This is a genomic window from Novosphingobium sp. FW305-C-30-35 (genome assembly GCF_058783135.1).
The window spans coordinates 1,193,956-1,216,151 of the sequence record NZ_JBYSYJ010000001.1; the positions used below are offsets into that span (position 1 = coordinate 1,193,956).

Here is a 22,196-nt window from a genome sequence, read left to right on the forward strand (position 1 = left end):
GACCGAACCGGACGCCGCTTTGGCTGGTGCAGGATAGGGGGGCTTACCAGGTGCCGGTGTTCGGCATGCTGGCCCAAGGCTCTTGGGGCGGGAGATGACCCTCCTGAAGCAGTTCGATCGAAATGCCGTCGGGCGACTTCACGAAAGCCATGTGCCCGTCGCGCGGGGGGCGATGCACGATGTGGCCTGCGTCCATGATGCGCTGGCAGGTCTCGTAGATATTGTCGACGCGATAGGCGAGGTGGCCGAAATTGCGCCCGCCGTCATAGACTTCGGCTGGAGACCCATCCTCGGGCGGCCAGTTGTAGGTCAATTCCACTTCGGCCACGCCCTCCTGGCCCGGTGCAGCCAGAAAGATCAGTGTGAAGCGGCCCTGCTCGCTCGAGAAGCGGCGCGTCTCCTTGAGACCGATCAGTTCGAAAAAGGCGATTGTCGCGTCCGGGTCGGTCACGCGGATCATGGTATGGAGAAACTTGGTCACGGCTAGGCATTCCGTTCAAAAACAGTTCATCGATAGAATCGCACAACTTGTCGCAGGCACACAAGCCCGGGAGGTGGCGATGCAGGGTGAAGATAGCGATGACAGGATCGAAACCCAAGGGTCGCCCGCGCGCATCCTGCCGCAAGGCGGAATGGCGCTCCTGCCGGTGGCGATCCTCGCAGCTGGACTGGTCGCCGGCGGCTGGTTCATCGGCGATGGTTTCCGCCGCGCCAAGGTCGCTGATCGCTCTGTCACCGTGCGCGGGCTCGCCGAGCGCGAGGTGACCGCCGACCTTGCCACTTGGACCCTGGCCTATTCCGCCACCGCGCCCGACCTTGCCAGCGCACAGGCCAGCGTCGACCGCGACAGCCAGTCGATCCAGGCCTTCTTCGGCGAGCTCGGCTTTCCCGCAGAAGCGCTGCAGCCGACCGGGGTCAACGTCCAGACCATGACCAGCGACGGTGTCGTCAGCTTCTCGGTCCGCCAGCGCATGACCTTGCGCACCACCGACATCGCCCGGGCGCAACGGGCTGTGAAGCGCCAGTTCGATCTGGTCCGGCGCGGCGTGATGCTCGAGGAAGGCTCAGGGATGGCCTATACCTTCACGCGCCTCAACGCGATCAAGCCCGAGATGGTCGCTGCCGCCACCAAGGACGCACGCGCCGCCGCCGAACAGTTCGCGCGCGATAGTGGCGCTTCGGTCGACGGCATCAAGACCGCGAGCCAAGGCTATTTCGAGATCACCGCGCGCGATGGCGATGGCGGGGGCTGGGGCGTCTCGGACACGCCCTACAAGAAGGTCCGGGTGGTCACGACCATCGACTTCTACTTGCGCTGACCGGGCGAGGCTGCGGCAAGCCTGGAGGGCCTCTGCAACGTATCGGATGGCAAAGGTGTTGCATGATGAACAGGCCGGGGCCATATCGCGCGCTAACGAGGATCCATGTTCAACAAGCTTCGCTCGCTGTTTTCATCTCCTGTCGTCGAAGAGCCCCTGCCGCCGCAGGCGTCCATGCCTGCCGGGCAGCGCGTCTATGCAATTGGCGACATCCACGGACGGCTTGACCTGTTCGAGCAGCTGCTCGCGCGGATCGACGCCGACGACGCCGCACGTGGGCCTGCCGATACGACGCTTATCCTCCTGGGCGATCTGGTCGATCGTGGCCCGGACAGCCGCGGCGTGATTGAACGGGCCATGCAGCTCATGGCCACGGGCAAGGTGCGTATCCTTGCCGGCAACCACGAAGAGATGATGCTCGGAAGCCTGCGCGACGAGGAAACCATGCGCCATTTCCTGCGCCACGGTGGCCGGGAAACGCTGTTCAGCTATGGGCTGCGTGGCGAAGAATACAGCCGGGGCAATCTCGAGGAGATCATCGATCGGGCCAACGCGCTGGTTCCACCCGAACACGTTGCCTTCATGCAGGCGATGGAAAACCAGATCGTCATCGGCGATTACCTGTTCGTCCACGCCGGTATTCGCCCTGGCGTACCGCTTGACCGGCAGATGCCGTCGGATCTGCGCTGGATTCGCCGCGAATTCCTCGATCATGCCGAACCGCACGGGCACCTCGTCGTGCATGGCCACACCATCACCGACGAACCGGTCCTGAGGCATAACCGCATCGGCATAGACACCGGCGCTTTCGCCTCTGGCAAGCTTACCGCATTGGGCTGCGAAGGCGATCACCGCTGGCTGTTGACCGCTTTCATCGCACCGCAGGAACGCGAAGCCGCCTGAGCCGTTGAGGCGGCGCACTTCGCTGCGATGCAACAATTTTTGTTATGTGTTGCAACATCGCCACGACTTCCGAAAAACAGACTAAAGTGAGCAATCTGCGCAATCTTTGGATATGCGCAGGCAACCTTCGCGACAGTTTTTTACGCAGTCGCAAACAAAGCCGCCGCACTGTCGTAACCTCGTCATTATAGTGTCACCTGAGACCGGTTTGGAGCCATCGCAAGGGCCGCTAAGGCCGCTCGCGAAGGTTCGGCGCACCGGGTGATTCCCGCTCCGGCCTAAGCATACGGCGGGGAATCAACCACGCCACAAACCGCGCCGCACGGCGCCATGTAACGGGGTCAGATAATGCAGATGAAGTTCCTGGTCGCAGCGTCGACCATTGCTCTCGGTAGCGTCGCAATGGCCGGCGCAGCCCACGCCCAGTCGACCGGCTCGGTCGACTTCGAACAACCGATCATCGTCACGGGCACCGTAGCCAAGTCGGTCGCAGGCGTCGAAACGCCGAACACGACCCGCGCCAAGCAGGTGCTCGACCAGGCCATCATCAGCCGCCAGGCTCCCGGCCAGTCGATCAACGACATCATTAACCTCGTGCCGGGCGTCAGCTTCCAGAACAACGACCCGTTCGGTTCGGCCGGCGGCACGCTCACCATCCGTGGCTTCGACAGCACCCGCATCTCGCAGACCTTCGACGGCCTGCCGCTGAACGACACCGGCAACTATGCGCTCTATTCGAACCAGCAGCTTGATCCCGAGCTGATCGAGCAGGTGAACGTCAACCTCGGCTCGACCGATGTCGATAGCCCGACTGCTGCCGCTTCGGGTTCAACCGTGAACTACCGCACCCGCAAGCCGACCGAAGACTTCGGCGTGCGCATGGTCGGTTCGGCCGGGCGCTTTGATTTCATGCGCGTGTTCGGCTCGATCGACACCGGCAACCTCAACGCCTCGGGCCTGCGCGCGTTCATCGCCGCCAGCTCTGCCACCAACGACACGATCTTCGGCGGCATCGGCGAGATCAACAAGAAGCAGATCAACGCCCGCATCTACCAGCCGCTGGGCGACAATGGCGACTTCATCTCGATCGCCGGTCACTACAACCGCAACCGCAACAACTTCTTCGGTTCGGTCAACCTGCGCAGCGACACCTTCCCCGACACCAAGGCCGAGCGTGACATCAAGACTGCGCGCTGCACCGTGCCTGCTGGCGTCGCTGGCGTTGCCGATGCTGCCACGAGCTGCGGTTCGGCCTTCGACTACCGCTACAACCCCTCGAACACCGGCAACATCCGCATCAATTCGCGCTTCACGCTGGCCGACGGCCTCGTGCTGACCGTCGATCCCAGCATCCAGTACACCAAGGCCAACGGCGGCGGCACGCTGATCGCCAGCGAAGGCCTCACCCCGCAAGGCCTTTCAGGCTTCATCCAGGGCTCCAGTTCGAACCCGAACTACTTCGCCGGGGTCGACATCAACGGCGACGGTGACATCCTCGATCGCGTTCGCGTCCACAGCCCCAGCCAGACCCAGACCTGGCGCCTCGGCGTCATCTCGTCGCTGCGTTACGATATCGACGACAACAACACCGTCCGCCTTGCCTATTCGTACGATCGCGGCCGTCACCGGCAGACGGGTGAAGCGGGTCTGCTCGCCCAGAACGGCTTCGGCGCCGATTACTTCCCGGTCGACAACCCGATCCTCGCCAAGGACGGTTCGAGCCTGCAGAAGCGCAACCGCCTGTCCTATGCCATCCTGCATCAGGTTTCGGGCGAATACCGCGGCGACTTCAAGGATCTGACGGTCACCGCCGGCGTGCGCATGCCGTTCTTCCGCCGCAACCTGACCAACTACTGCTTTGCCACTTCGGCAAGCGGCAACGTCGCCTGCTTCGGCACCGATGCAGCCAACGCCACGTATGACGCGGCAACCACCTTCCAGGGTCCGCAGCAGCGCATCTTCAACTATTCGAAGCCGCTGCCGACCGCCGGCTTCACGTACCGCATCGGTGCCAGCGCCAGCGTGTTCGGCAACTACTCGAAGGGTCTGCAGGTGCCGGGTACGGACAACCTCTACCAGTCGTTCTTCTACGCTCCGGATCGTGCTGAAGCGAAGCCCGCACCCGAAACCTCGCACAACTTCGACCTCGGCTTCCGCGTCCGTTCGGGCCGGGTGCAGGCGCAGGCTTCGGGCTGGTGGACGATCTACAACAACCGTCTGGCCTCGGCCTACGACGTCGATCTCGACGCGACGATCTATCGCAACCTCGGCCGCGTCGACAAGTACGGCATCGATGGCTCGATCTCGTTCATGCCGATCGACCAGTTCAGCCTCTACCTGTTCGGTTCGTACCTGAAGTCGAAGATCAAGAACAACGTGGTCGTCGGCGAGACGACTTCGGGCGGCGTGACCACCCCGGTCTTCGCCCAGACTGCCGGCAAGCGGGAAGGCGGCGCGCCGGTCTACACCTTCGGCGCCCGCGCCCAGGGTGAAATCGGCCCGGTCTCGCTCGGCGTCCAGGCCAAGCGCACCGGTCCGCGCTACGTCAACGACCAGAACCTGCCGATCACCTCGGGCGGTTCGGTGGTCTATCCGAACAAGACCCCGGCCTACACGCTGGTCGATCTCGACGCCAAGGTCAGCCTCGAGTTCCTCGGCCTGAATGACAAGACGTTCTTCCAGCTGAACGTCCTCAACGTGTTCGACGAAGTCTACGTCGGCGGCTTCAGCGGCACCGCAACCTCGACCACCAGCGTGCCCTTCGCCCAGATCGGCGCACCGCGCACGGTGATCGGCTCGATCAGCGTCGGCTTCTGATTAGCCTGCACGGTTGAATGAAATGGCGCGGGGTGGGGCAACTCACCCCGCGTTTTTTGTCTCAGGGCTGGCTTGGTGGCGGAAAATCCGATGGCAGCTAGCGCCGCCAACAGTTCAAAAGCTGCCTGTCCGGACACGACGCCAGATCGAACCTTCAGCTTACCTTTGGTCGAAGCTCAACAAGACCCAACTGCGGATCAGCTTGTTCGCCGACAGTGAGGTTCATCCACCCTAAGTGTTCGTGCGCCACGGAACCAAGCAGCACCGATCCATCGCTTCGATAAACCGCCAAGTCTTCCGGTAGTTTTGGCGCTTGAAAATCATACAGTCCCTTTGACTGCTCAATCAGCAGGTCCAACAGACCAATACTCATTGCAAACCTCCAGAGAGGCATTGTCCCCTTTATCACCCCGCTGCCGGGCCAAGTGCTTACATTGTCGATCCCCAGCATGTGTGGCTTTGCTTCCGTGAGGAACCGCTCCCTCGCTTCTCGTCCCTTTTTGCTGCTCGGAAACTGGTCCACGAGTGAGCAGTAGCTTCCTACTGTGGCGCAGTATTTTAGGAGGGCTTCGAGTGCCGTGCCGCGAGGCTCGGACGCGATCCAGTATTCGCGCTTTGCGGGTTGCCCTTTCATCAGCACTTTAGGCCACAACGAATGTCAATTTTCCACCCCAAACACGACATTCAGTCCATCCGGTCGGTTCACCCAGACCGGACGTACATGCATCACTGCAACTAGCCGCGCCGCCACCAATCCTCAATTATAGACGCAGGCATCCAGCGCGTCGTTCTTCACCACGCCCACCCGCCGCGCGATCGCATTGCCATGACGCCGGGTGAAGCCGCCTGCGCCGTTGACCTCGCGCTGCTTGGGCAGCGGCAGGACGGCGGCGATGCGGGCGGCTTCGACCGCGCTCAGCTTGCGCGCGCTCTTGCCGTAATAGCGCTGCGCACCGGCCTCGACGCCATACGTACCGATCCCGGTCTCGGCGACGTTGAGATAGACTTCCATGATCCGGCGCTTGCCCCAGATCGTCTCGATCAGGACGGTGTACCAGGCCTCCAGCCCCTTGCGGAAATAGCCGCCGCCCTGCCACAGGAACACGTTCTTGGCGGTCTGCTGGCTGATCGTCGAGCCGCCCCGGATGCGCCCGCCCTTCTGGTTGCGGCGGAAGGCCTCCATCATCGCTTCCTGATCGAAGCCGTTGTGCTGGCAGAACTTGCCGTCCTCGCCCGAAATCACCGCCGCCACCATGTCGCGGTCGATGTCGCCAAGCGGAGTCCAGTCCTTGGTGATGGAATGATCGTCCATCAGCATGGTCAGCGTGATCGGCACCGGCACGAACTTGTAGATCACCACCTGAACCACCGAGATGAACAGGAAGGCGGCAATCAGCCGGGCAAGAACCCAGCCAATGCGCCCGATGATTCCGGAGCGTCGGCCAGTCGTGGTGCGGGGGTTCTTCAGGTCCTCGAGCATGGCCCCAGCCTATCCGCGCCGCACCCGATCTGGCAACGTCTTCGCTGATGGGATCGTCAACTGCTCTGCGAATAACGATGCAGCCGGTCGGCAAGCCGCGCCACCGATGGCACGACGATGCGCCGACCCTCCCGCGTGACGAGGCCTTCCTTGATCAGCAGCGAGAATTCGCGCGTCACGGTTTCGCGGTTCGTGCCGATGCGGGCGGCAAGTTCGGCCTGCGTCGGAATGCGATTGATCGTGGCGGCACCGGCCTGATCCGGCTCGCCTGCCAGCCGCAGCAATTCGGCCTGCAGGCGCGGCCCGACGCCCATCGTCGAAAGCTCGTAGATGCGGTTGGTCAGATAGCGAACCTGGTGCGAGAGGTACCGTGCCAGCCACAGCGACAGGACCGGCTCCACGCCCAGCAGGCCGGCAAAGGTCGGCCCGGGAATGACCAGCAGCGTGCTGTTCTCTACCGCGACCACGTCGGCCGAGCGCGGCTCCCCGTCGATCGCGGCCAGTTCCCCGAACATTTCCCGCGGACCGATGGCGCGGAGCACGGTTTCGCGCCCCTGCGCCGAGACGAGCGAGACACTGACGCTGCCTTCCAGAACGACGTAGACGTCGTTCGCAGGCAGGCCCACCGCGAGCAGGACCTGCCCCTTGCGCACGCGCATCTGCCGCCCGTGAAGAGCAAGAACTGCCTGGACATCATCCGGCACCTTTAGGATCGAACTGGACATTGATATCACCGTTCCCGCGGCATCTCACGGCCGAGGCTTAGTGAATGTGCGCCAAATCACAAGGGGCCGGTGCGCTGGCCAACGGACGCCTCATGCGGGCGGGCGGCATAGAGAGCGGCCCGACACTCCGACCGTTTCCGGCCTGATTGCCGGTCACGAACCATCGAGGCCAATGCAGCGCTATCTCATCTGGAAATCCGGCCCCGGCCCCCTGCAGGTCGAATTCCGGCGCGTGGGCGAGGCGATCCTGCGCCCGTCGCTGCAGATCGTGACGCCAACCGGTTCAGATCCCCTGCCTCGGCAGGACGATTGCGATGTCGCACGCTTCTCGCTTTCGGACGGGGATGTCGAGCGCGTGCTTGCGGCGCGGGGTGGACTGCGCCCGCCCTGCCTGATGCTGCAATGCGATGCCTTCCTGGGGCTGGCGTGCGACCAGCGGCGCTGGGGCTGGTCGATCCGCGTCTCGCGCGAGGGCGAGGCCCTGCCATGCTACGACCTTGACGGCACGCCGCTGCCGCTGCGCCGCGATGGCTTTACCCGGGCGCAACTGCAACGCATCCCCGAACGCTCGGGAATGGCGCGCAGCCATCAGATCATCGGCCTGTCATGACCGGCAGTGCGAAAGCACATGCCGAACGCCTCTGCCGATTCTCGTTGCGATTCAGGCAACAAACTGAATATCTGCCATTGTCAGTCGGTTCGGCGCGGGATTCGACCGGACTGTCATGGGGGCGAAAGACAACAAGGTGCGGGCCGAGGGACTCGATACTGCCACCGGACAACCGGTGCAGCCGATTGCCGGGGAAGCGAACGGGCGGGCGCCCTCGCTGTCCGGTGATGTCGAGGCCGTGCGCTTTGCGACCGTGCTCTTCGCCGATATCGTCGGCTCCACCCGGCTTATCTCCGTGCTCGATCCGGAAGACGCCCGCGATGTTCTCGACAGCACGATCACGCTCATCCGCAACGCCATCCACGATTTCGACGGCATGGTCGTGCGCGTGCAGGGCGATGGCGTGATGGCCGTGTTCGGCGTGCATCCGGCAGTGGAGGACCACCCCTTGCGCGCCGCGCTTGCCGCACGGGCCATTGTCGAGCGCATGCGCACCGGGCCATCGGGCATTCTCCCGGCACCGCGCGCGCGCGTCGGCCTCCATTCCGGGCCGATCCTGCTGCGCCGCCAGGACAACGATTTCGGCAGCATCCTCGATGTCGTGGGCCATGCCACGCACGTTGCCGGGCAGATCGAAAAGCTCTCGCCACCGGCAAGCGTGGCAATCTCGGCCACCACCGTTTCGCTTATTGCCGAATCGTGCCAGTTGCAGCCGCTCGGCACGATCACCAGCGAGATCGACCAGCGCGGCGAAGCGGTCTTCGAACTCACCGCCATCGACCTTGAAGGTGCCGATCGCATTCCCGTGAAGGGCAACGCCACAAGCCCCCTGATCGGCCGCGATGTCCAACTCGACGCGGTCAAGGCGCTGGTTGCGGGCGAGCCTGGCGCCGCCTTGTGCATCGTTGGCGAAGCCGGCATGGGCAAGAGCCGCCTGCTTCTGGAAGGCGCGCGCCTCTCGGCCGGCTTTGGCGTCACGACGTTGGTGGTCCGGGGCAACGCCCTGCTTGCGCCGGTGCCGTTCGGCTGCCTTTCCGGCCCTGTCCGCCATCTGGTGGAACTGTTGCAGCCCCTGCTGGCTGACGTGGCATCCGCAGCAGCGCTGACCGCAGACCAGGCCGAATGCCTGCAGGGCCTCATCGACAACGGCCAGACGTGGCTTGCCCATCTCGCTCCGGGCGACCGCAACCGTATCGCTACCCAGACCATTCTCCGCCTGTTTCAACTGGCCGTAGTCCACGTCCCGCTGCTGCTGCTGGTAGACGATGGCCAATATCTCGATCGCGAAACCCTCTCGGTGCTCACCGGCATCAGGGAGGGCCGCATCATGACGATGCTTCTGGCCGCGCGGCCGGAAGCGCGCACCAGCCTCGCCCAATGCTGCGATCAGGTGATCGACCTCGATCCGCTCGGCCCCCGCGCCGCGCGCAGCCTTGTCGCGATGATCAATCGCTTCGCTCCGCTTGACGAAGCCACCATCGAGCGGATTCTCGACCGTGCGCAAGGCCTGCCTCTCGCACTGCAGGAATTCGCGGTCAGCGCGCAGGGAGAGGACGGCACCGAGCCAGCCGAACTGTCGGCACGCATTCCGGCACGGCTCGATGCCCTGCTCGGCGCCCGGCTCGCGGCGCTTGACGACGATTCGACACGCCTGTGCCAGTTCTGCGCAGCGCTTGGCCCCATCTTCCCGGTGAGCCGCCTGCAGCAAGGCGCCGCACTCGTCTGCCGCAATCCTTCCAGCGCCATCGCGCGGCTGGTAGAAGCGCGGGCGGTGGAATTCGCCGTGGCCAACCAGGCGCGGTTCACCCACCAGCTGGTGCAGGAAGCGGCCTATCGCACCATGCCCCGGCGGCGGCGGACCGCGATGCATGCCAAGGCGCTCGAACTTCTCGCCACGCAGGCCTCGTCATCGCAGGAGGCCGAGGTCGCCAGCCATGCCGAACTTGCGACCCACGCCGAAAAGGCCGACCTGCCGCAGCGCGCACTCGGGCATCTTTGGGATGCCTGCCAGCAGGCATTGAGCCTCGCGGCGATCGATTCGGTGCGTCAGCTTTACCTGCGCGCGCGCGATATGGCGGCACGCCTCGAACCCGCCGCTGCCGCATCGGAACGGGCGCGCTTCTCGCTGCTCGCCTTCGACACGCTGCAGCAGCTGTCGCAAGAGCAGATCACGCGCGAGGACATGGCGCTCCTGGCCGAAGGCACCGTCGACATGGGCCCGGGCATCCGCACCGTCGCACGGATCAACATGGCGCTGCTTGACTGGATCGATGGCGCTCCGCTTCAGGGCGAAGCCTGGCTCGCCCGCGCCGAGGCCGATCTCGATGCGCACGACAGCTTGCCACGCCGGACTTATGCCGATCTCGTCGCGGCCTATCTCGCCTTCTCGCAAGCCCGTCCGCGTGCTGCAATCGCGCGCATCGAACGTCTGGGAAACAGGCTGGACGATGGACAGCGCGGATCGACCTTCGGTGCAGTCGTGGTCATTCCCCACGTGCTCGCCCGCGCTTTCGGCGCGTGGTATCTCACCGATCTGGGGGATATCGCCAAGGCGCGTTCGTGGGTGGCCGAAGCGCTCAATCTTTCGCGCCGCTATGCGCACGCCTATTCGCAATTGCTCGCCGATCTCGCCCATGGCTACCTGCACTACCGCGAGGGCAGGTTCGAACGGGCACTTGGCATACTGCGCGGCGCCTACGCCGATTGCCTGCACCATCATTTCCTCGGCTTCGAGCCGGCCAGTGCAAGCTGGCTTGCCCTGACGCTGATCGAACTGGGCCAGCTGCGCGAAGCCGAAGCCGTTCTGTCAGAGTCGGTCGCCCGGGGCCACTTCCGGCATGTCCGCACCTCTGCGACCTACTACCTGCACGAGGCCCGCGCCCGACTTGCCATGGCGCAGGGCAAGGTGGTGCAGGCCGCCGACCTTGCCGCCGAAGCGCTCGAACACTGCCGTTCTTGCGGAGAAGCGATGCACGAATTGCACGCACTGGTGCTGTGCCGCGAGGTTGAGGCGCAGACCGGGATGGCAGTGTGGGGCGCGCAGGATGTGCCGACGGCTGACCTCGTCCGCAGGATCGACGAACTAGGCCTCGCTTGCCTGCAACGCCGGCTCGTCGCCATCGAGGATCGCATCGCATGAACCAGCAGGCCGTGCTTGCTGCAGCGTCAGCCCGCCTGTTCCAGCCGGGCGCGCCAGCGCTGCTCCGCTGCGCCGAACTGGACAAGGGTGGCGTTCGGGTCTTTGCCGCCGCAAGGCACGAGGTGGTCAGCGCAGTGTTGAGCGAGGAAGACACCTTCTCGCTGCAGCAGTACGATGACCTGCTCGAACAGGTCGTGCCCCGCACGCGCTATCTGGTGGGTGAGAACGACGGCAACCGGCAGGTGCGCCTTCGCCAGCTCCATGCCGCGCAAAGCTGGCTCAATGCCCGCATTCCGGGCGTGGACCCAAGCGTTCCGCCCAATCTGGACCCGGGCTTCCGCGGCTGGATCGCTGCCATGGCACGCAAGGAGGCGTCGGACATTCTCGACGTCCTGCAGCGTGGTGCGCAGACCGGCGAGACCATCAATTTCGTCCGGGAATATGCCTTCCTGCTCTCCTACCGCGTGGCGCGGCGGGTTTTGGGCGTGCCTGCGCCGGAAAAGGTGCCGTGGCCGGTGCCGCTCCTGCTGTTTGCGCGGAACCTGACGAGACCCGGCCCCGCTCTGCGCCGCAAGGACGAATTGGGCGACGCGCTGAGCGCCCTGTTCCTGCAAGTGCCGCTGTTCGGCCATGTCTTCGGGACCATCATCACCAGCACCGGCGCAGTTCCATGGCTCGCCGGAAAGACCGCCAGCGTCGGGCTCGCCGCCATCGACGATGCGCTCGACATGCCCGAAGTCGCGCCTGATATCAGCCTGCTCAGCGCACTTGTCGCGGTGCAGCCGCAATTCCCCGATGTTGCAGACTACCGCCTGCAGGCACGCAGCGTCCTGTTCGAACTGACCGGCGCGCTCGTGCTGATCGTCGGCAAGGTCCTTTCGGAAATCGCCGCTTTCAGCGCTTCGGAGCGCGGGCGCGAAGCAGGCATTCCCTGGCCTGCGCTGGTGCAGCGGCTGTGCGATCCCGCGCTTGAGCCAAAAGCGCGCGACGCGACGATCGCCGAAATGCTGCGTCTGGCTGATACCAGCCAGCTCGTTCGCCGCGTCCGCCGCGATTGCACCTGGCGCGGCGAGCAACTGAAGGCTGGTGACCGCATCGTCGCTCTGGTCGCCGCTGCGGCGCACGACGATGCCGCCTTCCCGCAAGCGGACCGTTTCGCGCCCGATCCCGCCCGTCCCTACATCACCTCCGGCCCGCTGCAGGGTCCGCACGTGTGCTATGGCCGCGGCATCGCCTGGACGATCATTGCCGAGGCCATCGCCGCCACCGCAGGGCGGATCGAACCCGCCTCGAACGCCAGCCTTGGCACCTTCCTGGGCCTGCCGGACGATCTGCGCTTCACCGCCATCCGCCAGTAAACACAAAGGAACCAACCTTTGAGCGTCACTCAGGACTTCGTCACCGTTGCCATCCCCTTCGGAGACAGGTCCGAATGGTGCGACGTGGACGACATCGAGCGCGAGATCGGCGAACTCGGCAATCCGGCGAACGAAGCCATGGCCAGCGCCCTGCGCCAGACCGGCGTGGTCCACTTCGCCAGCATCCATGCCATCCCGCCCGAAGCACCGGGAAAGCGGGCACATCTCGTCATCGAAGCCACGGTCGATGGCGACGCTGGACGCGCGCTCGATCTGATCGCCGAACATGCCGGCCCCTTGCTGCTCCCGGTGCTCAAGCTGACCAGCGGCATCGGCGCGGTCGGCGAAGTCCTGCCGCTGCTGCGTCGCCATGCCTACGGTATCAACCCCGCCGTCTTCCGCGTGCCCTGGATTGACCGCCGCCTGACCGGCCTGCCTTTCGTCGGTCTGCCGGGCCTTGGCGTGCGCACCATCGACGAGAATCGCGCGATCGTCACCAAGGCACGGTCAATCATCGCGCGCGAGCGTGCCCGCTCCTCGCTCCACGGCCCGCAAAGCCTGTTCCGCGTCGTCGCGACAGAGCTGAAGGACGATCTCGCCAGGCTGGACGACCGCAAGCCACCCAAGCTCGCCTTCTGCGAGCGCGCCGACGCGCCGTGGCTCGATTTCGCCCGCTCGCGCTGGACGCTGGGCTGGATCGGCAAGGGGCTTGCCAATGCGCAAGGGCTGATCTGGCCCCTGCTGGCGATCGGCTATGCGCTTGCGCTCCTGCTCGGTTTGGCAGGAGGCGCAACCGGCATCGCCCTGTTCAAGGGCGCCATTTTCCCCGCCCTGGTCATCGCACTGATGATTGTAGCGGCGGTGGCGTGGCTGCTGCGCCGCGACGAACTCGCCAACACGCCGGTGGATCGCACACCCTCTGCCGCCGCGCTCGGCGACATGATGGCGCGCGAGAACGCGCCCGGCGTCATCCCCAACCACATGGTCAGCGTCACCACGCTGCGCCGCGCGTGGGTGCGCCGCTGGACCCTGCCGCTTGCCTTCACTGCCGTCGCCATCATGGCCAGGATCGGGGTGATGCGAAAAGGCTTCCTCGCCACCATCGGCACGATCCACGCCGCGCGCTGGGTCGTCCTGCCCGGCACCCGCCAGCTGGTGTTCTTCTCGAACTACGATGGCAGCTGGGAAAGCTACCTCGAAGACTTCATCACCAAGGCCTCCGAAGGCGTCACCGCCGTGTGGAGCAACGCGGAGGGCTTTCCCTCCACGCGCCTGCTCTTCTTCAAGGGCGCCGAGGATGGCGACCGCATGAAGCGCTATGCGCGCTGCTCGATGCGCCCCACCCCGTTCTGGTTCGCCGCACACCCCGATCTTTCGACCACCGCCATGCGCAAGCATGCGCTGATCGTCAGCGGGTTGCTCTGCAAGGACCGCCTCGAAGCCAACCCCTCCGACGCCGAAGCCTGGCTCGACCTGTTCGGCTCGATTCCCCGGCCCGATTACGGGTTGCAGTACGAGGAAATCCAGACGCTGATGTTCGGCGGGTTGAAGCGCCACCCGCACAGCCGCGTCGTCGCCCTGAACTTCGGCGAGCCGCGCCGTGCAGGCAGCGCCCATCCCTATGCCCACGTCCAGAAGTGGCTCGCAGGCCTGATCGCCGACGATCTCGTATCCTTCGGCGACAAGCCGCCGCAGGACTTCGTCTGCAACATCGCCTTCTCCGCCGCCGGCCTGCGCCTGCTTGGGCTGGACAAGGAACTGGCGCTCGAAGGTCCCGGCACGCAGCAGGGATTCCCGCCGGCCTTCTCGCTCGGCATGGCCCACGCCAGCCGCAAGCGCGCGCTGGGCGATCCCGAGCAGCTCGAATGGTGCGACGACGATACCCACGTCGTCCTGCTGCTCTACGCCAAGGACGAACTCGCTGCGCAGAAGTTCGCGCAGATCGTCAGCGATGCTGCTGCCATCGGCATTACCGAGAAAGCCTCGATCCGCACGGGCCTGAAAGCCTTTGATCTCGAACGCTTCAAGGAGGCATGGAGAACCAGCAACGACAGCGTTTCCAAGCCGGCCGAGGGCGCGGAATTCGTCCATGCCCAGTCTAGCAACGACGATCTCTCCGAAGAACCCTTCGGTTTCGTCGATGGCGTCTCGCAACCACTGGTGCGCGGCTTCCCCGGCCGCCACGGCGCGCCCGATCCGGTCCATGGCGTCGAACCCGGCGAGTTCATCCTCGGCTACACCGACAACCGCGGCTACTACCCGCCTTCCCCGCTGGTCGAGCGCCGCATGGACAGCCTGGGCATGTTGCCCGAAGTCCTCCTGCCCTCGCCCCCGCCCGACCAGCCGACACAGTACCCCGATTTCGCCGATCAGGGCGCCCGCGCGCGCGATTTCGGCCGCAACGGCAGCTATCTGGTGATCCGCCAGCTGGCGCAGGACGTCGAGGGTTTTCGCAAGCAGCTCGATGAAAAGGCGCACGAGATCTGCCGGCAGCCCGATGTCATCAACCCGCATAACGGCAACATCCACCGCACACGCGAATGGATCGCTGCCAAGATGCTCGGCCGCTGGCGTGATGGCTCGGCGCTGATCGACAATCCCTTCCACCCGGCAATGAAGAGCGGGGTGGACGCGATGAGGAAGAACGATTTCCTCTACAAGGACGCCGATCCGCAAGGGCTGCGCTGCCCCTTCGGCAGCCACGTCAGGCGCACCTTCCCGCGCGACAGCCTCGCCCCGACCGAGCCGGTGGAGCTGTCAGTCAGCAACCGCCACCGCCTGCTCCGCCGAGGCCGCCCCTATCTCGATCAGGACGGCGACACCGCCCGCGGCACGCTGTTCATGGCCTTCAACGCCGATCTCGAACGCCAGTTCGAATTCGTCCAGCAGACCTGGCTCGCCTCGCCCACCTTCCACGGCCTCGAATGCGAACCCGATCCCTTCGCCATGCACAAGGGCCCGACCGAAACCGCCGACCAGCGCTTCACCATCCTCGGCCGCAATGCCCCGCTCGAGCTATGCCCCGTCCAGCGCTACGTCACCCTGCGCGGCGGCGGCTACTTCTTCCTCCCCGGCCGCCACGCCTTGTGGTTCCTTGCGGGCGCGGCGCTGGATACGGACCGGCTGCATATGTCGTGAGCCCCCCGGCCCCACCCTCCGCTCGTCCTGAGCCTGTCGAAGGACGCTGGGCCAAGCAGCATGCTTCGAAAAAGCTCAGCACGAGCAGACAGGGGAACCAGAAGCACAAACAAAAACGGCCGGGCTTACCACCCGGCCGCTTCGTATGACTCATGCAACCCGCGTCAGGCCGGCAGCAGCTTGCGCTCCACCGCGATCCGCTGGATCGCCTTCTGCAGCTTCTCGAACGCGCGCACCTCGATCTGGCGGACGCGCTCGCGGCTGACGTTGTAGACTTGGCTAAGCTCTTCCAGCGTTTTCGGCTCGTCGACCAAACGGCGATCCGTCAGGATGTGCCGCTCACGCTCGTTCAGGCTGTCCATCGCCTCGACCAGCAGCTGGTGGCGATAGCTAGCCTCCTCGGCGTCGGCCACGGTCTCGTCCTGCAGCGGGCGGTCGTCGGTCAGCCAGTCCTGCCACGAACCCTCGCCGTCCTCGCGCATCGAGACGTTGAGCGAGGCATCGCCGCCCATCATCATGCGCCGGTTCATGTTGACCACTTCCTGCTCGGGCACGCCGAGGTCGGTCGCGATCTTGCGCACGTCGTCAGGATGCAGGTCAGAATCCTCGAACGCCTCGAGGTTCTTCTTCATCCGGCGAAGGTTGAAGAACAGCTTCTTCTGCGCCGCCGTGGTGCCCATCTTGACCAGGCTCCACGAGCGCAGGATGAACTCCTGCATCGAAGCCTTGATCCACCACATCGCGTAAGTGGCCAGACGGAAGCCCCGGTCGGGCTCGAACTTCTTCACGCCCTGCATCAGGCCGATGTTGCCTTCGGAGATCAGCTCGCTGACCGGCAGGCCATAGCCGCGATAGCCCATGGCGATCTTCGCCACGAGACGCAGGTGGCTCGTCACCAGCTGGGCGGCTGCTTCGGGATCCTGGTGTTCCTGGAAACGCTTGGCGAGCATGTATTCCTGCTCAGCCGTAAGCACGGGGAACTTGCGGATTTCCGAGAGATAGCGGTTGAGGCTGGCTTCCCCGCCAAGGGCAGGTACTGTCACAGCGTTTCTTTCCTCACTCACCTGAACACGTCCTTTCTTCGCGTCGGTTCCCAATTGACGGCCCCCTGATGGGCGACCGGCGGCGGGACCACTCAAACGGAGCCTCCTCGCGGACGACTCCAAAGTCCTTCATTACAACATCGCCAGTACCTTTGCATCATGCCCTTCAGCGCAGAGTTCGACGATGAGTTCCCGCATATCGACGGGCGTCGGGCTGGCGAAATGGTGGGCCGCACCGGTAACGGGGTGAATGAACCCCAGTTCCGCCGCATGCAGCGCCTGGCGATGAAACCCGAGCCGCTGGAGCAGCGGCCGAAGCTTTGAAGGTGTGCGTCCATAGACAGGATCACCCAATAGCGCATGGCCGATTGACGCAAGGTGAACGCGCACCTGGTGGGTTCTCCCGGTCTCGAGTCGGCACTCCACCAGCGCCGCCCCATCGAGCGCGGCCAACGTCCGGTAATGCGTCACTGCATGCTTCCCGCGACCATCCTCCACCAGCGCCATCTTCTTGCGGTCATGGCTCGACCGCGCAATCGCTCCGCGCACCGTCCCCGCTGGCGGCACTGGCAGCCCCGCGGTCACGCATTTATAGGCACGCACGATCGAATGGTCGGCAAACTGCTTGGCCAGTCCCTCGTGCGCCACGTCGGTCTTGGCGACGACCAGCAGCCCCGAGGTATCCTTGTCGATCCGATGCACGATCCCCGGCCGCGCCACCCCGCCGATGCCCGAAAGCTGCCCCCGGCAATGGTGCAGCAGCGCATTGACCAGCGTGCCATCGAGATTCCCCGCCGCCGGATGGACGACCAGCCCCGCCGGCTTGTCCACCACGATCAGCGCCTCGTCCTCATAGACGATGCTGAGCGGAATATCCTGCGCGATCGCTTCAGCAGGCGCGGCTTCAGGCACGCGGATCTCGAACGAAGCACCCTCGGCAACCTTCACCGAAGCCTGCGACACCACCTTGCCCGAAAGACTGACCCGCCCCTCGCCCAGCAAAGCCTTCACCCGCTCCCGCGAAAGCCCCGAAGCATCCGCGAGCGCCTTGTCCAGCCGCTGCCCGCCAGCCGCGACAGTCCCGGAAATGATCGTATCTGCGGCCCCCATCCGTCAGGATATGGGGAGGGTGGAGGTGGGGTGCAAGGCGTGGATGAGGTAGCGGCGAAAGGTAGGTGGGGTAGTTGTTGGATTGAGTACAATGTCGCCGTAATTCAATTCGAAATTCTGCTCGCATCCGGCTCCTTTGCACGTTCTAACCGGAGGATCGGCACACACATATCTTCGATCAGCTTCACCTGTGCTGCGATGATCTGGTCAACCTGATTTTCCTCCTTCGATGGGTAGCCTTCCCAAATGGTGCTATCAATCGTTCGACGGAATTCCGAGTCGGCGGAAGTCCTGTCGTTGTGATTAGCATCAACATAGACACGCACCGTGTGAAACTGATGGTTCAACTTCTCAATCGCCTTCTCTAAGTCTTCTCCGAAAAGCGCGCGAGCCATCGGTTGGCATTCTTCAAGCGCAATCCGATCATCAATGGTTCGGTTAAGGCGATTGTAATATGCCTGAGTAGTGGCGTGCTTCTTTCGCTCGACTTCACCCCCAACGATTTTCTCCCACTCGCCGCGTTCTTTGAGGGTTTGCTCCGCAGCGTCAAATTCGTGCGCCCACATCGCGGGGCTTCGCACCTGCGAGAGCCCTCGCCTAACCTTGTAGGTTGCGGTCAGGATACGTTCCGCCTGTTCGATGCGGCGTTCCGATAGCTTTTGCTGCCGCCAACTTTTGAACGTGTTTCCACCGATCACCGCCGCCAAACCGACTGCGCCCGCACCGAGAATCGAGCCAATTCCTTGGAGCATGTCGCCGGTAGCGCCCCAGTCTGTTGTCATCACGCAATCCATCGTTCACCCTTCCGCGCCGTCCTACCCCGCTCTTCGCTGTCAGACCAGCACCAGTCGCGCTGAGGCGTAAATCGTGCCACGCATTCACTAAGGATATGGCAACCCTGAAATCAGGTCGAAGTGTGGATAGATTCCCAATCCGCCGTCGCCCCGGGCCTTGACCCGGGGCCCCGCTTTTTTCCTGCACGGTCTCGCAACAAGGAAGCGGGATCCCGGGTCAGGCCCGGGATGACGATGAGCGGGTGGCGCGCAACTATCTTGACAAAACGAACCATATAGGTTATACGCCCCGCCCACAGGTCAGGAGAGGGCACAAGGCCAACCCGCTCCTCTCCCTTCGGAAGCCGACGCTGTGGCCGATGCTTCCGGCGCGATCGGGGCGGCAGGTGCGCAGCGGGTTCAACGAGGGGCGAGCCCCAAGACCCACCGGGCAATTTCTGCCGTTACCCAAGGACAGACAGGACAACCCAGGGCTGATAGCACGGCGCCGAACCCTGAGCGACGCTGCGGATGCGGGACCCGCCATGATTGTGCGACTGTGTCAGCACAAACGACAGGTTCTTTTCACGCAGCCGCTTGCCAACAAGCCAAGGCAGCAAGCGAGCCGCTGCCGAAGCTTCGTCCTTTCACACATGTCCGACCATCAGGCTGAGCCGACAAGGGGCCCGGAACCGCCCCCCGGCCACTCGCAACCGGTCCCGCGCCCCATCCCTTGCGTGCCAAACGGCACCGCACCGGTCGCGCGATCTGCAAGCTTCCCACCGGCGTAACCGTCCGCATTAGCCAGCGGATGATCTGCCCTGTCGCGCGTCACCGCTCATCCTGAGCTTGTCGAAGGATGCCCACCCCGATCCCCTCCAGTTTACGGGAGGGGGGATGAAAGGGCAGCGCCTGACTCCTGCCATCCCGCAGGCGGGAGGGCCGCGAGACTTCCTGAACGCAGTGAAGCTAGTCGCAGCGGGGTGGGCAAATCAGTGCCGCGCCAACGAAAAAGGGGCCACCGCAGCAGCCCCTTCCCCGATCACTCCACGATGAACGTCAGCGCCCCGTCGCCCTCGTCGATCCGCACGGTCGAGCCGTCCGGCACTTCGCCGCCCAGGAGCTTCTCGGCCAGCGGGTCCTGCAGATAGCGCTGCACCGCCCGCTTCAGCGGACGCGCGCCATAGACCGGATCGTAGCCGACACGCCCGAGCCAGCGCTTGGCCGCATCGGTCAGGTCGAGCACGATCTTGCGGTCCTTGAGCAGGCTCGCCACCCGGCCGACCTGGATGTCGACGATCGGCGCCATGTGTTCCTGGCCCAGGCGGTGGAACAGGATGATCTCGTCCAGCCGGTTGAGGAACTCGGGCCGGAAGTGCCCGCGCACGATGTCCATCACCTGCGGTTCGACCGAGGCGACGTCCTGCCCCTCTTCCAGATTGGCGAGGTACTGGCTGCCGAGGTTGCTGGTCAGGATGATCAGCGTGTTGGTGAAATCCACCACGCGGCCCTGCCCGTCGGTCAGGCGCCCGTCGTCAAGCACCTGCAGCAGCACGTTGAACACGTCGCCGTGCGCCTTCTCGACCTCGTCGAACAGCACGACCTGATAGGGCCGCCTGCGCACAGCTTCGGTCAGCACGCCGCCCTCGTCATAGCCGACATAGCCCGGAGGCGCGCCGATCAGGCGGCTGACGGAGTGCTTCTCCATGAACTCGCTCATGTCGATGCGCACCATCGCGCTGTCGTCGTCGAACAGGAAGCCGGCCAGCGCCTTGGTCAGCTCGGTCTTGCCCACGCCCGTGGGGCCGAGGAACAGGAAGCTGCCCAGCGGACGGTTCGGGTCCTGCAATCCGGCCCGCGCGCGGCGCACGGCCTTGGACACGGCCAGCACCGCGTCCTTCTGCCCGATCACGCGCTTGCCCAGCACCTCTTCCATCTTGAGCAGCTTCTCGCGCTCGCCTTCCATCATGCGGTCGACGGGCACGCCGGTCCACTTGCTGACGACAGCGGCGATGTCCTCGGCGGTCACCTCCTCGCGCAGCATGGCATTGGCGCTCACGCCCTGTGCTTCGGCCAGCTGCCGCTCAAGCTCGGGAATGCGGCCATAGGCAAGCTCCCCGGCCTTCGCCAGGTCGCCATTGCGCTGCGCCACTTCCAGCTCGCTGCGCGCGGCATCGAGCGCTTCCTTGACCTTGCCCTCGGCGGCGATCTTGTCGCGCTCGTTCTGCCAGCGCGTGGTCAGCTCGGCCGATTGCTGCTCAAGGTTCGCCAGTTCCTCGCGCAAGGTCGCCAGCCGGTCCTTCGACGCGGCGTCGGTTTCCTTGGCCAGCGCCATCTCCTCGATCTTCATCTGGATGATGCGGCGGTCGAGCTTCTCGATCTCCTCGGGCTTGCTTTCCACTTCCATGCGGATGCGGCTCGCCGCCTCGTCCATCAGGTCGATGGCCTTGTCGGGCAGGAAGCGGTCCGAGATATAGCGGTTGGACAGCGTCGCCGCCGCCACGATCGCATTGTCGGCAATGCGCACGCCGTGGTGCAGCTCGTACTTGTCCTTGATGCCGCGCAGGATCGAGATCGTGTCCTCCACGGTCGGCTCACCCACGAAGACCGGCTGGAACCGCCGCTGCAACGCGGGGTCCTTCTCGACGTACTTCTGGTACTCGTCGAGAGTCGTCGCGCCGATGCAGTGCAGTTCGCCGCGGGCGAGCGCAGGCTTCAGGAGGTTGCCCGCATCCATTGCGCCTTCGCTCTTGCCCGCCCCGATCAGGGTGTGCATCTCGTCGATGAACAGGATGATCTGCCCTTCCGCGCCCTTGACCTCGTCCAGCACGGCCTTCAAGCGCTCCTCGAACTCGCCGCGATACTTCGCGCCCGCGATCAGGCTGCCCATGTCGAGCGCCATCAGCGTGCGGTCACGCAGCGAATCCGGCACGTCGCCATTGGCGATGCGCAGCGCGAGGCCTTCGGCGATCGCGGTCTTGCCCACGCCCGGTTCGCCGATCAGCGCCGGATTGTTCTTGGTGCGGCGGGCGAGGATCTGCACGGTGCGGCGGATTTCCTCGTCGCGGCCGATCACCGGGTCGAGCTTGCCCTCGCGCGCGGCCTCGGTCAGGTCGCGGGCATACTTCTTCATCGCGTCATAGGCGTTTTCGGCGCTGGCGCTGTCCGCCGTGCGCCCGCCACGAAGCTGCGTGATCGCCGCTTCGAGCGCCTGCGGCGTGACATTGGCAGCCTTGAGCGCCTGCCCCGCCGAGGTCGTGGTGGCGAGCGTCAGCGCGACGAGCATGCGCTCGACGGTGACGAAGCTGTCGTTGGATTTCGCGGCAATCTGCTCGGCGGCATCGAGCACGCGCACGGCATCGTTGTCGAGCCCCGGCGTCTGCTGCGCACCGGAACCCGACACCGCCGGAATCTTCGCCAGCGCCTTGTCGACTTCGGTCTGCGCCAATGCGGCATTGCCGCCCGCGCGCTGGATCAGCCCGCTGGCCATGCCCTCGCTGTCTTCCAGCAGGGCCTTGAGGATATGGTCCGGCGTGATCCGCTGATGGTTCATGCGGATCGCAACGGTCTGCGCGGCTTGCAGGAAGCCCTTGGCGCGGTCAGTGAATTTCTCGAGGTTCATGGTGTTGAACATCCTCCTGTTGCGCAGAACATGGTGTGGCTTTTACGCAACACAAGGGTCGCGCCGACGAAAAAGCTACACCGTTCGACAGGGGTAGTTCCTTGATCGGGAGCAAGGACAGGAACCTGCTCCCCCACGCAGGCCGGGGCCTCGGTCGGT

At 64.7% G+C, this 22,196-nt stretch carries 15 protein-coding genes; 7 read left to right on the top strand and 8 right to left on the bottom strand.

Annotated features, from left to right (window positions below):
* Positions 1-43: 43 nt before the first annotated feature.
* On the bottom strand, positions 44-481 hold the full coding sequence (locus AC3WLM_RS05915; RefSeq protein ID WP_039331721.1) for a VOC family protein: 438 nt from the start codon (positions 479-481) through the stop codon (positions 44-46).
* 151 nt (positions 482-632) lie between these two features.
* On the opposite strand from AC3WLM_RS05915, the gene AC3WLM_RS05920 reads away from it, so the two are divergent.
* The 3 genes from AC3WLM_RS05920 to AC3WLM_RS05930 all read left to right on the top strand — a co-directional run bounded on the left by AC3WLM_RS05920 (position 633) and on the right by AC3WLM_RS05930 (position 5,039).
* Positions 633-1,319, top strand: a complete 687-nt coding sequence (locus tag AC3WLM_RS05920; protein ID WP_492478097.1) for an SIMPL domain-containing protein — start codon at positions 633-635, stop codon at positions 1,317-1,319.
* A 105-nt stretch (positions 1,320-1,424) separates the two neighbouring features.
* A complete protein-coding gene (locus tag AC3WLM_RS05925; protein WP_492476876.1) occupies positions 1,425-2,222 on the top strand; it encodes a metallophosphoesterase family protein in 798 nt (265 codons plus the stop codon).
* A 354-nt stretch (positions 2,223-2,576) separates the two neighbouring features.
* A complete protein-coding gene (locus tag AC3WLM_RS05930) occupies positions 2,577-5,039 on the top strand; it encodes a TonB-dependent receptor (protein ID WP_492478098.1) in 2,463 nt (820 codons plus the stop codon).
* A gap of 154 nt (positions 5,040-5,193) precedes the next feature.
* Here the strand turns inward: AC3WLM_RS05930 and AC3WLM_RS05935 are convergent, their stop codons facing one another.
* The 3 genes from AC3WLM_RS05935 to AC3WLM_RS05945 form a co-directional block, all read right to left on the bottom strand.
* On the bottom strand, positions 5,194-5,412 hold the full coding sequence (locus tag AC3WLM_RS05935; protein ID WP_492476877.1) for a hypothetical protein: 219 nt from the start codon (positions 5,410-5,412) through the stop codon (positions 5,194-5,196).
* Between the two features lie 384 nt (positions 5,413-5,796).
* Entirely contained in the window at positions 5,797-6,519 is a 723-nt protein-coding gene (gene mtgA / locus AC3WLM_RS05940) for a monofunctional biosynthetic peptidoglycan transglycosylase (RefSeq protein ID WP_492476878.1), read from the bottom strand.
* A gap of 56 nt (positions 6,520-6,575) precedes the next feature.
* On the bottom strand, positions 6,576-7,244 hold the full coding sequence (locus AC3WLM_RS05945) for a Crp/Fnr family transcriptional regulator (RefSeq protein ID WP_427464009.1): 669 nt from the start codon (positions 7,242-7,244) through the stop codon (positions 6,576-6,578).
* Positions 7,245-7,416: 172 nt separating this feature from the next.
* Here AC3WLM_RS05945 and AC3WLM_RS05950 point away from each other — a divergent pair, with 172 nt between their 5' ends.
* From AC3WLM_RS05950 to AC3WLM_RS05965, 4 genes are all read left to right on the top strand, one after another.
* Positions 7,417-7,854 carry a hypothetical protein gene (locus tag AC3WLM_RS05950; RefSeq protein ID WP_062347348.1) on the top strand — a complete coding sequence of 146 codons (438 nt, stop codon included), beginning with the start codon at positions 7,417-7,419 and terminating at the stop codon, positions 7,852-7,854.
* A 115-nt stretch (positions 7,855-7,969) separates the two neighbouring features.
* Complete coding sequence (locus AC3WLM_RS05955; protein ID WP_492476879.1) at positions 7,970-10,993, top strand: ATP-binding protein; 3,024 nt, start codon at positions 7,970-7,972, stop codon at positions 10,991-10,993.
* Entirely contained in the window at positions 10,990-12,351 is a 1,362-nt protein-coding gene (locus AC3WLM_RS05960) for a cytochrome P450 (RefSeq protein WP_492476880.1), read from the top strand. The genes AC3WLM_RS05955 and AC3WLM_RS05960 overlap by 4 nt, the downstream gene beginning before the upstream one ends.
* An 18-nt stretch (positions 12,352-12,369) precedes the next feature.
* A complete protein-coding gene (locus tag AC3WLM_RS05965; protein WP_492476881.1) occupies positions 12,370-15,489 on the top strand; it encodes a Dyp-type peroxidase in 3,120 nt (1,039 codons plus the stop codon).
* 164 nt (positions 15,490-15,653) lie between these two features.
* Here the strand turns inward: AC3WLM_RS05965 and rpoH are convergent, their stop codons facing one another.
* The 4 genes from rpoH to clpB all read right to left on the bottom strand — a co-directional run bounded on the left by rpoH (position 15,654) and on the right by clpB (position 22,037).
* The gene (gene rpoH, locus AC3WLM_RS05970; RefSeq protein WP_039331710.1) at positions 15,654-16,553 is read right to left on the bottom strand and encodes an RNA polymerase sigma factor RpoH; all 900 of its coding nucleotides are present in this window, start codon (positions 16,551-16,553) and stop codon (positions 15,654-15,656) included.
* Between the two features lie 111 nt (positions 16,554-16,664).
* Positions 16,665-17,642, bottom strand: a complete 978-nt coding sequence (locus AC3WLM_RS05975; protein WP_492476882.1) for an RluA family pseudouridine synthase — start codon at positions 17,640-17,642, stop codon at positions 16,665-16,667.
* 104 nt (positions 17,643-17,746) lie between these two features.
* A complete protein-coding gene (locus tag AC3WLM_RS05980; RefSeq protein ID WP_492476883.1) occupies positions 17,747-18,424 on the bottom strand; it encodes a hypothetical protein in 678 nt (225 codons plus the stop codon).
* Positions 18,425-19,457: 1,033 nt separating this feature from the next.
* Positions 19,458-22,037 (bottom strand): ATP-dependent chaperone ClpB, encoded by a 2,580-nt coding sequence (gene clpB, locus AC3WLM_RS05985; RefSeq protein ID WP_039331930.1) that lies wholly within the window; start codon positions 22,035-22,037, stop codon positions 19,458-19,460.
* Between the last annotated feature and the right edge of the window lie 159 nt (positions 22,038-22,196).

Bases quoted from the DNA above. Each gene is read 5' to 3' on its own strand.
- AC3WLM_RS05980 (WP_492476883.1), bottom strand. From the start codon at position 18,424: ATGACAACAGACTGGGGCGCTACCGGCGACATGCTCCAAGGAATTGGC.
- AC3WLM_RS05920 (WP_492478097.1), top strand. From the start codon at position 633: ATGGCGCTCCTGCCGGTGGCGATCCTCGCAGCTGGACTGGTCGCCGGC.
- AC3WLM_RS05945 (WP_427464009.1), bottom strand. From the start codon at position 7,244: ATGTCCAGTTCGATCCTAAAGGTGCCGGATGATGTCCAGGCAGTTCTT.
- AC3WLM_RS05950 (WP_062347348.1), top strand. From the start codon at position 7,417: ATGCAGCGCTATCTCATCTGGAAATCCGGCCCCGGCCCCCTGCAGGTC.
- AC3WLM_RS05925 (WP_492476876.1), top strand. From the start codon at position 1,425: ATGTTCAACAAGCTTCGCTCGCTGTTTTCATCTCCTGTCGTCGAAGAG.
- AC3WLM_RS05960 (WP_492476880.1), top strand. From the start codon at position 10,990: ATGAACCAGCAGGCCGTGCTTGCTGCAGCGTCAGCCCGCCTGTTCCAG.
- clpB (WP_039331930.1), bottom strand. From the start codon at position 22,037: ATGAACCTCGAGAAATTCACTGACCGCGCCAAGGGCTTCCTGCAAGCC.
- AC3WLM_RS05930 (WP_492478098.1), top strand. From the start codon at position 2,577: ATGAAGTTCCTGGTCGCAGCGTCGACCATTGCTCTCGGTAGCGTCGCA.
- AC3WLM_RS05935 (WP_492476877.1), bottom strand. From the start codon at position 5,412: ATGAGTATTGGTCTGTTGGACCTGCTGATTGAGCAGTCAAAGGGACTG.
- AC3WLM_RS05955 (WP_492476879.1), top strand. From the start codon at position 7,970: ATGGGGGCGAAAGACAACAAGGTGCGGGCCGAGGGACTCGATACTGCC.
- AC3WLM_RS05975 (WP_492476882.1), bottom strand. From the start codon at position 17,642: ATGGGGGCCGCAGATACGATCATTTCCGGGACTGTCGCGGCTGGCGGG.
- mtgA (WP_492476878.1), bottom strand. From the start codon at position 6,519: ATGCTCGAGGACCTGAAGAACCCCCGCACCACGACTGGCCGACGCTCC.